Here is a 12,336-nt window from a genome sequence, read left to right as displayed (position 1 = left end):
GTCCTACCCCTTCCGCGTCACGTCAAGGACGATCACCCGACCGGGCGGAACCCGTTTCGCGAAGGGGGCCGGACGCTCTTTGCGTCGTTAGTATGCCTAACTTAATATGTGTATATGCCATCTATCTCTCCGCGTCAGCCGAAGGCCGTGTGGGCGACCGCCGGCGCGTCCGTCGTCGCATTCATGGGCATCGGGCTCGTCGACCCGATCCTGCCGTCCATCGCCGGCGGCCTGAACGCCACGCCCGGCCAGGTCTCCCTGCTCTTCACCTCGTACTTCCTCATCACCGCCGTGGCCATGCTGGTCACCGGCTTCGTCTCCAGCCGCATCGGCGGCCGCAGGACCCTGCTGCTGGGTCTGGCGTTCGTGGTCGTCTTCGCCGGGTTCGCGGGCACGTCCGGCTCCGTCGGCGAACTGGTCGGCTTCCGGGCGGGCTGGGGACTCGGCAACGCGCTCTTCGTCTCGACGGCCCTCGCGGTCATCGTCGGCGCGGCGGCGGGAGGCAGTGCGGCGGCGATCCTGCTGTACGAGTCCGCCCTCGGCCTCGGCATGGCCTGCGGGCCGCTGCTGGGCGCGCTGCTCGGGGACGCCAGCTGGCGCTACCCGTTCTTCGGCACGGCCTTCCTGATGGCCCTCGGCTTCCTGTGCATCGCGGCGTTCCTGAAGGAGCAGCCGAAGCCGGCCCGCAGGACGTCGCTGTTCGACCCGATCAGGGCCCTCGGCCACGGCGGTCTGGCGTCCGCGGCGGTCTCGGCGTTCTTCTACAACTACACGTTCTTCACGGTGCTGGCCTTCACGCCGTTCGTGCTGGACATGAGCCCGTACCGGTCGGGGGCGGTGTTCTTCGCCTGGGGTGTGCTGCTCGCCGTGTTCTCGGTGATCGTGGCCCCGCGTCTGCAGGAGCGGTTCGGTTCGCTGAAGGTGCTCGGCGGCTCGCTGGCGCTGCTCGCCGTGGACGTACTGGTCCTCGGCTACGGCGACCACGCCACCGCCGTCGTCTGCACGGTCCTGTCCGGCGCCTTCATCGGCGTGAACAACACCGTCTACACGGAGCTTGCCCTGGGCGTCTCGGACGCGCCGCGCCCGGTGGCGAGCGCGGGCTACAACTTCGTGCGGTGGTTCGCGGCGGCGGCCGCGCCCTACTTCGCGCCGAGGATCGAGGAGTGGACCGGCAGCATCCGTGTCCCGTTCGTGGTGGCCGCGGTCACCGCCGTGGCGGGCGCGCTGGTGGTCGTCGTACGGCGCAACGCCCTCTCGGACGAGGTCGAGGAACTTCAGACGCAGCACGCGACCGAGGACAGTGTCACCGTGTTCGCCAACTGACGCTTTTCAGCCACCGGTTGGTGAGGTTGCTCACGCCACGGTCACTCGAGCGGGACGGAGGTGCGGGCGGGGTCGCGAAGGTCCGTCCCGTTCGTCAGCCAGCGCTCCTGGAGGGCCTGGGCGCCGTGCACGCGCTTCCAGGCGGCCTCGTTCGGGGTCATCGGCAGCAGGGGCAGGAAGTGCACGGGGTCGGCGGGCTCGTCGAGCTCCAGGTCCTCGACCAGGCCGCCCGGCTCGGCGACCAGGACCGAGGTGAACGGGGCGCCGGGCCACAGCGGTTCCCCCACGTCCAGGGAGGCGCCCGGGGCCACGATCACACCCTCCACCTGCGGGGACGCGGCGAGTACGGCGAGCGGGCGGAGCACCTTGTCGGTGTCGGCGACGCCGGCACGGACGGAGAGGATCAGCTCGGCGCGCGGGCCCTTGACCGGGTCGGCGAGCACCGCGGTGGGGTCGCTCATCGGCTGCGCGGACATGCCGAGCGTGGCGTAGCGGACGATGTCGCCCTCCTGGAAACGGAGCACCTCGATGCGGTCCGTACCGAGGAAGGTGACCGCCGCGCGCGCGTCCGGTTCGCCCAGAGCGCTGCGCAACCGGGCTTCGACCAGAGGGAGAACATCAGCCATGCCGCGAGCATAGAACTCGTCAGTACCGGGCAAAGCAGCGCCTTGACACTTCAGTCGGCTGATACTCTTGCCCGGTGTTCGGGACAGCATGCAGAAGCGTCGCGATCGAGTCCCGGCACCAGGATTGAGACTCCCCTACGGGGAACCCCGAACGGGGTATGGAACGTCCCTCACGAGGGACCGGCCGGAGGAGGTGGGGCTGTTATGGATCGAAGTCGACCGTGCAGTACCACTCGCTCTTCCCGCCGCTGATGTGCTGATTCGGCTGTTCCGCTCCGGCTGACCGCCGCCCTTTCACGCTCGCGTCCTCACACGGAAGAGCACTTCGTTTCGCTCTGCCTGATCGGTCTGATCTGAATCAGCAACGAAGCCCATCACCGCGACGGTGCGGTGCTCCCCGCTTTGTGGACGTGCCAAACATCCTGAGGTCAGGACGTCCCCATTCCGGGCAGTTCCACCCGGGCCGCGGCCCTTCACGCTTCGTTGCCCGTTGCGAAGGAGCCTGCTCATGTCGATGATCCGCGACCTGCGTGCCGTCGTCCGGCCGTCCCGCGTCTCGCTGCGCAAGGACAACGGCACGTACGACACCACCCGCGACCCCTCGACGCCCTCCGCCGTCGTCGACTGCGCCGTCTACCGGAACGGCGCCCGTGTCGAGAGCGCGAAGCCCCTGACCCCGCACGAGGCGATGCGCCAGGTGCGGCGTGACGGCGGGTTCGTGTGGATCGGTCTGCACGAGCCGACCGAGGCCGAATTCTCCGGTATCGCCAGTGAGTTCGGGCTGCACCCGCTGGCCGTCGAGGACGCGGTCCAGGCCCACCAGCGCCCGAAGCTGGAGCGCTACGACGACTCGCTCTTCACCGTCTTCAAGACCATTCACTACGTCGAGCACGACGAGCTCACCGCCAACAGCGAGATCGTCGAGACCGGCGAGGTCATGTGCTTCACCGGGCGGGACTTCTTCATCACCGTCCGACACGGCGGGCAGGGGTCGCTGCGGGCACTGCGGCACCGGCTGCAGGACGACCCCGAGCTGCTCTCCAAGGGCCCCTCGGCCGTGCTGCACGCGATCGCCGACCATGTCGTCGACGGGTACATCGCGGTCGCCGACGCGGTGCAGGACGACATCGACGAGGTGGAGACGGAGGTCTTCTCGCCGGGCCGGAAGGGCTCGCCGCGCGGTACGGACGCGGGGCGGATCTACCAACTCAAGCGCGAGGTCCTGGAGTTCAAGCGGGCGGTGTCGCCCCTCCTGCGTCCCATGCAGCTGCTGAGCGAGCGGCCGATGCGGCTGATCGACCCGGACATCCAGAAGTACTTCCGGGACGTCGCCGACCACCTGGCCCGCGTGCAGGAGCAGGTGATGGGCTTCGACGAGCTGCTGAACTCGATCCTCCAGGCCAACCTGGCGCAGGCGTCCGTCGCGCAGAACGAGGACATGCGGAAGATCACCTCCTGGGCCGCGATCATCGCCGTACCGACGATGGTGTGCGGTGTGTACGGGATGAACTTCGACTACATGCCGGAGCTGCGCTGGAAGTTCGGGTACCCGATGGTGCTCGGGATCACGGCGATGATCTGCGTCGGCATCCATCGCACGCTGAAGCGGAACGGCTGGCTCTGACCGGCCCTGGCACGCCCGACCGGGCTGGATAGGCTTGCGCCATGACTAGCGAGCTGCTCGACCAGGCCCTCGTCGAGGAGGCCACCAAGAAGTCCGGCCTCATCTGGGTCAAGGGGCCTGGTCACCCGGCCCGGGCGCTGTGGCACGTCTGGCACGAGGGTGCCGCGTGTGTCGTGGGCGACGGTCCGGGCGAGCAGCCGCTGCCCGGGCTGGCCGACGGGGCCGAGGCCGAGGTGACGGTCCGCAGCAAGGACAAGGGCGGCCGGCTGGTCTCGTGGTCGGCGAAGGTCGTGGAGCTCGCGGCGGGGTCCGAGCAGTGGGACGCCGCGGTCGCCGAACTCAAGGGCAAGCGCCTGAACGCGCCCGACGGCGAGGCGATGCCGCAGCGCTGGGCACGTGAATGCCGCGTACTCCGCCTGGAGCCGACGGGCGCGACGGCCCCGCTGCCGGAGGCCTCCCTGGCCGAGGCCCCCTTGCCGACGCCGGCGACGACACGGCAGCCGATTCCGGCGGGCCTGCCGCGGTTGCTGATGAAGCGGCGCAGGCGGAAGTAGCCGGGGCCGGGAAGGGCCGTCCGGGGGCCGCGGCGCCGGAGGCTGGGGCCGACTGCCGGAGGGATCCGCCGGCCGCCGCCTACGACGTCGGCAGCTGCTTGCCGTAGTCCACCGTCTCGTCCTTGGCCGGTTTCTCCAGGGGGAAGTCCTTGCCCCAGGAGGAGAAGGTCAAGGTGCCCGCGCCGCCCGCCCGGGTCAGGCGGAGGGGGTACGGGGTTCCCTCCAGGGAGACGTCCAGGGTGCCGCCGGAGCCCTTGTCGCCGGTGATGCGGATGGTGCGGATGCCCGCCTGCTCGTGGTGGCCGTCGGTGGCCAGCGTGCCGTGCAGGGTCAGCAGGCCCTCGAGGAGGACGTCCTTCTCCGTGAAGCCGCTGAACTTCTTGTACGACGGATCGGCCTGCGGCACCTTCACATACTTGCCGCCCAGCTTGTCCGCGGCCGCCGCGTCCGCCTTGCCGCCGCTCTGCCCGTCCGCATCGCTCCAGAAGTCGGCGCCGGCCTTCAGATACAGCTGCTCACCGATCCGCAGCAGCTGGAAGGTCGCCCCCTGTACGGTCACCGACCCCGTCGCCCCGTCCGTCTTCAGCTGCATGTCGAGTTCGTAGGTGCGCCCGCTGGTCACCACGTTCCCGGACAGGCGCACCGCCTCGGCGGAGTCCGCGGCGGTACGGGTCTTGCGCTGGATCTCGGCGGCCGGCAGCTTGCCGACCCCGTTGGTGCCCTCGTCGGGGTCCTCACTGCATCCGGTCAGCCCCGTTCCGGACACGACCAGGGCGCACACGGCGCTCACCAGCGCGGCCCGGCGCTTACGCCCCTGGGGAATCGCAGTCACAGGTGGGGCTGCCTTTCTGTCGTGGGACCTGAGCGGCGTACCGCAGCGTACCGGGGCCGCACGGCCCCGGCGGAGCCAGTCCGTCCGGACCGCTCACCAGGGCGTATCGGATCAGGACGGGCTAGCCTGAAGCCCACCCGAGCGGGCAATTCGGAAATGCGGCACCGTCCGCGGAGCCGCACCAGAAACACGGCACACCCCGCACACAAAGGAGCCTCAGCCATGGCAGCCGGCGCTCCCCGGATCTTCGTCTCGCACCTCGCCGGCGTCGCCGCCTTCGACCCGAACGGCGACCAGGTGGGCCGCGTCAGAGATCTGGTCGTCATGCTGCGCGTCGGCCGACGCCCCCCGCGGCTGCTCGGCCTCGTCGTCGAACTCTCCACCCGGCGCCGCATCTTCCTGCCCATGACCCGGGTGACCAGCATCGAGTCCGGCCAGGTCATCACCACCGGCGTGCTCAACGTCCGCCGCTTCGAGCAGCGCCCCACCGAGCGCCTCGTCTTCGGCGAGCTCCTCGACCGGCGCGTCAGGCTCGTCGAGACCGGCGAGGACGTCACCGTCCTCGATCTGTCGGTGCAGCAGCTCCCGGCCCGCCGGGACTGGGAGATCGACAAGGTGTTCGTACGCAAGGGCGGCAGAAGCGGCGCCTTCCGGCGCGCCAAGGGCGAGTCGCTGACCGTCGAGTGGTCCGCCGTCACCGGCTTCACCCTGGAGGAGCAGGGACAGGGCGCCGAGAGCCTGCTCGCCACCTTCGAGCAGCTGCGCCCCGCCGACCTCGCCAACGTCCTGCACCACCTCTCCCCCAAGCGCCGCGCCGAGGTCGCCGCCGCCCTCGACGACGACCGCCTCGCCGACGTACTCGAAGAGCTCCCCGAGGACGACCAGATCGAGATCCTCGGCAAGCTGCAGGAGGAACGCGCCGCGGACGTCCTGGAGGCCATGGACCCGGACGACGCCGCCGACCTGCTCGGCGAGCTGCCCACGGAGGAGCAGGAGCGGCTGCTGAGCCTGATGCAGCCCGGCGACGCGGCCGACATGCGGCGCCTGATGGCGTACGAGGAGCACACGGCGGGCGGCCTGATGACGACCGAGCCGATCGTCCTACGGCCGGACGCGACCGTCGCCGACGCGCTGGCCCGGGTCCGCAACCCGGATCTCTCCCCCGCCCTCGCCGCCCAGGTCTACGTCTGCCGCCCGCCCGACGAGACGCCGACCGGCAAGTACCTCGGCACGGTCCACTTCCAGCGCCTGCTGCGCGACCCGCCGTACACCCTGGTCAGCTCGCTCGTCGACGAGGCCCTGGAAGCCCTGGCGCCGGACGCCGCGCTGCCGGTCGTCGCCGGGTTCTTCGCGACGTACGACATGGTCGCGGCGCCCGTCGTCGACGAGTCCGGGTCCCTGCTGGGCGTGGTGACCGTGGACGACGTACTGGACCACATGCTGCCCGAGGACTGGCGGGAGACGGAGTTCCACCTGGACGAGGACGCCGGCCAGGGGGTGACGGCGCATGGCTCCTGAGCGCGAGGGCGCACGCGAGCGCATGGTGTCGGGCGCCACCGCGGCCACCCGGGCGCCCCGCACGCGCCTCGATCAGCCCCGTCCGCCGCGCCGCCGGATCCTGCCGGAGTGGGACCCGGAGGCCTTCGGGCGGCTGTCGGAGCGCATCGCCCGCTTCATCGGCACCGGGCGGTTCCTCGTCTGGATGACGGTCGTGATCATCGTGTGGGTGCTGTGGAACATCGCAGCCCCGAGCGACCTGCGCTGGGACGAGTACCCGTTCATCTTCCTGACCCTGGTCCTGTCCCTGCAGGCCTCGTACGCCGCCCCGCTGATCCTGCTCGCGCAGAACCGGCAGGACGACCGTGACCGGGTCAACCTCGAACAGGACCGCAAGCAGAACGAGCGGTCCATCGCCGACACCGAGTACCTGACCCGCGAGATCGCCGCCCTGCGCATCGGGCTCGGGGAGGTCGCCACCCGCGACTGGATGCGCTCGGAGCTGCAGGACCTGATGAAGGAGCTGGAGGAGCGGCAGAACGGCCACCGCGTGGACGGCCACCAGGAGCGCGGAGTATTCCCGGCAGAACGGTCGCGCGGACGTGACGTAGAAGACCGCTGACAGGCTTTCCGGGGCAAGGCTACCGGGCCGTACCATCGTCCTTATGGCTACGGAAGACGCGGTGCGCGAAGCACTGGCGACGGTGAACGACCCCGAGATCAACCGCCCCATCACCGAGCTCGGGATGGTCAAGTCGGTCGACATCGGGGCGGACGGAGCGGTCGCGGTCACCGTGTACCTGACGGTCTCCGGCTGCCCGATGCGCGAGACGATCACGCAGCGTGTGACGGACGCGGTCTCCCGGGTAGAGGGCGTCACCCGCGTCGACGTCACGCTCGACGTCATGAGCGACGAGCAGCGCAAGGAGCTGGCCAACGCCCTGCGCGGCGGCCAGGCCGAGCGCGAGGTCCCCTTCGCCAAGCCGGGCTCGCTCACCCGTGTGTACGCGGTGGCCTCCGGCAAGGGCGGCGTCGGCAAGTCCTCCGTCACGGTCAACCTGGCGGCGGCGATGGCGGCCGACGGCCTCAAGGTGGGCGTCGTCGACGCCGACATCTACGGCCACAGCGTGCCGCGCATGCTGGGCGCGGACGGCCGCCCGACCCAGGTCGAGAACATGATCATGCCGCCGTCCGCGAACGGCGTGAAGGTGATCTCCATCGGCATGTTCACGCCGGGCAACGCGCCGGTGGTGTGGCGTGGCCCGATGCTCCACCGTGCCCTTCAGCAGTTCCTGGCGGACGTGTACTGGGGCGACCTGGACGTCCTGCTCCTGGACCTCCCGCCCGGCACCGGCGACATCGCGATCTCCGTGGCCCAGCTGGTCCCGAACGCCGAGATCCTGGTCGTGACGACCCCGCAGCAGGCGGCCGCCGAGGTCGCCGAGCGCGCGGGCTCCATCGCCGTCCAGACCCACCAGAAGATCGTCGGCGTGGTCGAGAACATGTCCGGCCTGCCCTGCCCGCACTGCGGCGAGATGGTCGACGTCTTCGGCACAGGCGGCGGCCAGGTCGTGGCGGACGGCCTCACCCGCACGACCGGCACGAACGTCCCGGTCCTCGGCAACATCCCCATCGACGTCCGCCTCCGCGAGGGCGGCGACGAGGGCAAGCCGGTGGTCCTGACGGATCCGGACTCCCCGGCGGGGTCCGCGCTGCGAGCGATCGCGGGGAAGTTGGGGGGACGGCAGCGGGGCCTGTCGGGGATGTCGCTGGGTATCACTCCAAGGAACAAGTTCTAAGACGCCCTAGGGGTGCGGGGACTGCGCGAGCAACCACACACGATCCGCAGCCGCGAGACGGCCCAAAGCCCTACGGCGAAGGGGCGCCGCATTACGCACGGCGCCCCTTTGTCATGCGTACGCGGAGATGTCCTTGATCATGGCGAAGCCCAGCCCGTACGCGCTCATGCCTCTCCCGTACGCCCCCACGTGCACCCCCTCCTGAGTCGAGCCGGCCAGCACCCACCCGAACTCGGACTCGCGGTAATGGAAGGGCGTCGGCACGCCGTCCACCGGAAGGGACAGCGTCGACCAGTCAGGCCCGTCCAGATCGTCGGCCAGCGCCCACGCGGTCTCCGTCTGCTGCTCCAGCCAGTCGTCGCGCAGGGAGTGGTCCATCTGTCCGGGCCACGTGAACGACAGCAGCCCCACACCCGCGAGCCAGGCCGCCGAGGACACCGACGTGGCCTCCAGCAGCCCCGTACCGTCGGCGCTCCTCCGGGACGGATTCGCCGCGACGGTCACCACGACCGCGAACTTCTCCCGGTCCTCCGACGCCTCGTTCCGTACGGAGGGCTCGTCACCGTGCCCGATCGACCCGTGTTCCACGGCCCCGTCGGCCGCTGTACCGACCTGCATCAGCCAGCGCGGCCCCGTGAAGGCCTCGTCGAGGCCGTACCACGGGAAGGGCGCCAGCAGGTAGCCGTCGACCGTGCGCCGGGCGGAGGGGACCTGCTGTCCGTTCTCCGTGACCGGTGCCTGCGCGACTGCCCGACTCGTCGTCTGACTCGTCGTCTCCATGTGCCCGGACGCCTCCTCGCTCTCGCCGGACCAGCCCGGCCCGCCCCCCTTCGGGCGGCGCTACCTGTTCAGGTACGGTCCGCACAACAACTCGGCAGCATAACCACACCGCACAAAGCTGCAGGGAAAGCGCCCGGCGCGTGGGGCGCGCAGGGGGCGGGTTCAGGCCGCGTGCGACCCGGGCGGAGTATGAGAAGCGTCACGTATGAACGGTGTTCGCTTCCGTGTTCGTACGGCTCAGGTGGCGTCGGCGTCGTAGGGCGGACGCTCGTCGCGGGCATTCTCGGGCTTCTTCGTCATGTCGACGCTGCCGCCGGAGGAACCCGAGGCGGAGGACGACGAAGAGGAGGCCGACGACTCCGAGTCGCGGCCGTGGACGGCGTCGGTGACCTCGGCCATCTCCTTCTTCAGGTCGAAGCCGTTGCGGATCTCCTTGAGCCCCAGGTCGTCGTTGTCCAGCTGCTTGCGGATGAACGTCTTGGGGTTGAGGTCCTCGAACTCGAAGTCCTTGAACTCCGGGCCGAGTTCCTGCCGGATGTCCTGCTTGGCGCTCTCCGAGAACTCGCGGATCTTGCGGATCGTCCGTGTGACGTCCTGGATCATCTTCGGGAGCTTGTCCGGACCGAAGATGAGCACGGCAAGGACGACGAGCGTCACCAGCTCGAGCGGTCCTATGTCATTGAACACCTGAAGCTCCTTGCGATGTCCTCGGTCCCCGGCCCTCGGGTCGGCTGTGGGTCTACCGCGGTCCGGGCCGGATCCACGGTACCCGGCGATCCGCTACGACCGGTACTGTCCCGAGGCCTCCGAGTGCGGGTGCGTGTGCGGTTTTCCGCGTTGTTTGCCATGTCAGAGCCCGTGCGGGTCCGCCACACGGGCTGCGCTGTGAGCTTTCTGTGAGTCTGACTCCCCGCTGAGTCTCAGTCACCGCTGGAATAGCCGAGCGTCAGCGAGATGGTGATCTTCTTGCCGCCGCGCTCCAGGGTCAGCTCCAGACGGTCGCCGGGCCGGTGGGCGCGGGTCTTGACGATGAGTTCCTCGCCGGAGTGGACGCGCTGGCCGTCGACCTCGGTGATGACGTCGCCCGGCTTGATGCCGGCCTTGTCGCCGGGGCCGCCCTGCGTGACGGCGGGGCCGCCGTCGCTGCCCTTGGTGCCGACGCGGGCGCCGTCGCCGCTGTAGTCCATGTCGAGGGTGACGCCGATGACCGGGTGGGTCGCCTTTCCCGTGTTGATCAGCTCCTCGGCGACCCGCTTGGCCTGGTTGACCGGGATGGCGAAGCCGAGGCCGATGGAGCCGGACTGGCCGCTGTCGAGGTCCGAGCCGCTGTCGGCCGACCGTATCGCCGAGTTGATGCCGATGACCCGGGCCCGGGCGTCGAGGAGGGGGCCGCCGGAGTTGCCGGGATTGATGGGCGCGTCGGTCTGCAACGCGTCCACATACGACACGTCACTCCCGTCGCCGCTCTCGCCGCCGGCCGTTATGGGCCGCTCCTTGGCGCTGATGATGCCGGAGGTGACGGTGCCCTCCAGGTCGAACGGGGCGCCGATCGCGATGACGGGGTCGCCGACCTGGACGTTGTCGGAGTTGCCGAGCGGCAGGGGTTTCAGGCCGCTGACGCCGGTGACCTTGACGACGGCGAGGTCGTAGCCGCTGTCACGTCCGACGACGGTGGCCTTGGCGGTGTCACCGCTGTGGAAGGTCACCGATATCTCGCCGTCGTCGCCCGCGGGTTCGACGACGTGGTTGTTGGTGAGGATGTGGCCGCGGTCGTCGAGCACGAACCCCGTCCCGGTGCCCTGCTCCTCGCTCCCGCTCACATGCAGCGTCACGACGCTGGGCAGGGCCCGAGCGGCGATCCCGGCGACACTGTCCGGCGCCCGCCCGGTGGGCTCGGCCTCGGCCTGCGGCAGCTCCACGTCCCCCACACCGCCGTTGCGCTCCAGCTGCGCCCCCACGACACCGCCGACGCCACCGGAGACGAGCGCGATCAGCAGAGCACCGACGATCAGCACCTTCCTGGCCCGCCTACGCCGCTGCCGCTCGGTGGCGACCCCAGCGCCGTTCTGCTGGAGGGGGGCTGTGGGGTGGGGGGTGGAGGCCCAGGGGTCGTAGTTCTGCCAGGGGTTGGTGGGGGGTGGGGTGTCTGCGTAGGTGGGGGTGGCTTGGGCGGGGGTGGCTTGGAGGGGTGCGGCTTGGGCGGGGGTGCCGTGGGCCGGGGTGCCGTGGGTGGGAGTGCCGTGGGTGGGAGTGCCGTGGGCCGGAGTGCCGTGGGCTGGGGTGCCGTGGGCTGGGGTGGGCTGGGCAAGGGTGTTGGCTGTCGACGGGGGTGCCTGGGCGGGGATGCCGTGGGATGGCGCCTGGGCGGGGGTACCGGGGGGTGTCGCCGGGACGGGAGCGCCAGGAGGCGGGGTCGGTACCGGAGCGGGTACGCCGGCTGTCGGGGCCGAGGCTGCCGACGGCACGGGCGTGCCGTGTGCTGCGGCCGACGCGCCGGGCGTCGGGGCGGGGAGAGCGGGAGTGGATGCGATCATGCCGTGCGCCGGTGGGGGCATCGGTACGGCCGTGCCGTGCGCGGGCGTGGTCGCCGGGTGCTGGACCGGCGGAGCGGGCGCCCAGGGGCCCGGTTCGCCGTAGGGCGGGGTGCTGTAGGGGTCGGGGTCGTGCAGGGGCTTGGGGCGTTCGACGGCGGGCGCTGGCGGGGCAGCCGCAGGCACCGCGCCCGGACGCGCCAGCTCGAAGTCGCCCTCGGCGGACGCCTCGTCTCCACCGATGCCGCCCACAGCAGGCCGGCGAAGCTCGAAGTCCCTCTCGGTGTCACCCTCGGCCGAAGCGCCGGCGTCACTGTCACCGCCGTCGGCACCAGGCCCCCGCAGTTCGAAGTCGCCCTCAGCCGAAGCCCCGGCACGACCGCCGCCGCCCGCACCAGGCCGACGTAGCTCGAAGTCCCCCTCGGTGTCACCCTCAGCGGAAGCCCCGTCGTCGCCCGTGCGCAGGGCCGGACGCGCCAACTCGAAGTCGCCGTTCGTGTGGTCACCGAGGCCCGGCCCGCCGGTGGCTCCCGGCGCCGTGGGCCCGGTCGGGTCGGATGCGCCCGGCGCCGTCGGCTCGCTCGTCTCGTCCGGTGTCGGTTCGGTGCCCTCCGCCCGGGCCGAGGGCTCCTGCGGCCGAGGCCGGTTCCACCACTTCGCCTTCGCGGGCTTCCCCTCGTTCATGCTCTGCTTCCTACTCGCTGCTGACCGTTGCTCGAGTAGGACGCTTCGCTCTCTCCGCCGCATCCGAAAGGACACGGCCGGAGCGC

The 12,336-nt window shown here is 70.7% G+C and carries 11 protein-coding genes; 6 read left to right on the top strand and 5 right to left on the bottom strand.

Going from position 1 to position 12,336, the window contains the following annotated elements; genetic code table 11:
- Nucleotides 1-114 precede the first annotated feature (114 nt).
- A complete protein-coding gene (locus tag ACQEV2_RS28020) occupies nucleotides 115-1,323 on the top strand; it encodes an MFS transporter (protein WP_433047169.1) in 1,209 nt (402 codons plus the stop codon).
- Nucleotides 1,324-1,364: 41 nt separating this feature from the next.
- Here ACQEV2_RS28020 and ACQEV2_RS28015 read toward each other — a convergent pair whose 3' ends face one another.
- Nucleotides 1,365-1,949 (bottom strand): suppressor of fused domain protein, encoded by a 585-nt coding sequence (locus ACQEV2_RS28015; RefSeq protein WP_433047166.1) that lies wholly within the window; start codon nucleotides 1,947-1,949, stop codon nucleotides 1,365-1,367.
- 508 nt (nucleotides 1,950-2,457) lie between these two features.
- Here ACQEV2_RS28015 and ACQEV2_RS28010 point away from each other — a divergent pair.
- Nucleotides 2,458-3,573: a magnesium and cobalt transport protein CorA gene (locus ACQEV2_RS28010; protein WP_433047163.1), complete on the top strand. Its 1,116-nt coding sequence runs from the start codon at nucleotides 2,458-2,460 to the stop codon at nucleotides 3,571-3,573.
- A gap of 41 nt (nucleotides 3,574-3,614) precedes the next feature.
- Nucleotides 3,615-4,127 (top strand): hypothetical protein, encoded by a 513-nt coding sequence (locus tag ACQEV2_RS28005; RefSeq protein WP_433047160.1) that lies wholly within the window; start codon nucleotides 3,615-3,617, stop codon nucleotides 4,125-4,127.
- Nucleotides 4,128-4,206: 79 nt separating this feature from the next.
- Here the strand turns inward: ACQEV2_RS28005 and ACQEV2_RS28000 are convergent, their stop codons facing one another.
- A complete protein-coding gene (locus ACQEV2_RS28000) occupies nucleotides 4,207-4,959 on the bottom strand; it encodes a hypothetical protein (protein WP_433047157.1) in 753 nt (250 codons plus the stop codon).
- 222 nt (nucleotides 4,960-5,181) lie between these two features.
- On the opposite strand from ACQEV2_RS28000, the gene ACQEV2_RS27995 reads away from it, so the two are divergent.
- Genes ACQEV2_RS27995 through ACQEV2_RS27985 form a run of 3 tightly spaced genes read left to right on the top strand, consistent with a single transcriptional unit; the run spans nucleotide 5,182 to nucleotide 8,255 of the window.
- Entirely contained in the window at nucleotides 5,182-6,477 is a 1,296-nt protein-coding gene (locus ACQEV2_RS27995) for a magnesium transporter MgtE N-terminal domain-containing protein (protein ID WP_433047154.1), read from the top strand.
- Nucleotides 6,467-7,078, top strand: a complete 612-nt coding sequence (locus tag ACQEV2_RS27990) for a DUF1003 domain-containing protein (RefSeq protein WP_433047151.1) — start codon at nucleotides 6,467-6,469, stop codon at nucleotides 7,076-7,078. The genes ACQEV2_RS27995 and ACQEV2_RS27990 overlap by 11 nt, the downstream gene beginning before the upstream one ends.
- A gap of 43 nt (nucleotides 7,079-7,121) precedes the next feature.
- Nucleotides 7,122-8,255, top strand: coding sequence for an Mrp/NBP35 family ATP-binding protein (locus tag ACQEV2_RS27985; protein WP_433047148.1), 1,134 nt, complete (start codon nucleotides 7,122-7,124; stop codon nucleotides 8,253-8,255).
- A gap of 111 nt (nucleotides 8,256-8,366) precedes the next feature.
- Here the strand turns inward: ACQEV2_RS27985 and ACQEV2_RS27980 are convergent, their stop codons facing one another.
- From ACQEV2_RS27980 to ACQEV2_RS27970, 3 genes are all read right to left on the bottom strand, one after another.
- Nucleotides 8,367-9,035, bottom strand: coding sequence for a hypothetical protein (locus ACQEV2_RS27980; protein WP_433047145.1), 669 nt, complete (start codon nucleotides 9,033-9,035; stop codon nucleotides 8,367-8,369).
- Between the two features lie 237 nt (nucleotides 9,036-9,272).
- Complete coding sequence (locus ACQEV2_RS27975; protein ID WP_433047142.1) at nucleotides 9,273-9,722, bottom strand: sec-independent translocase; 450 nt, start codon at nucleotides 9,720-9,722, stop codon at nucleotides 9,273-9,275.
- A 233-nt stretch (nucleotides 9,723-9,955) separates the two neighbouring features.
- Nucleotides 9,956-11,569: a trypsin-like peptidase domain-containing protein gene (locus tag ACQEV2_RS27970; protein WP_433054835.1), complete on the bottom strand. Its 1,614-nt coding sequence runs from the start codon at nucleotides 11,567-11,569 to the stop codon at nucleotides 9,956-9,958.
- Nucleotides 11,570-12,336 lie beyond the last annotated feature (767 nt).

This window comes from Streptomyces sp. CA-251387 (assembly GCF_050936625.1).
Taxonomy (GTDB): domain Bacteria; phylum Actinomycetota; class Actinomycetes; order Streptomycetales; family Streptomycetaceae; genus Streptomyces.
This window is presented reverse-complemented; position numbering and strand designations above follow the sequence as displayed.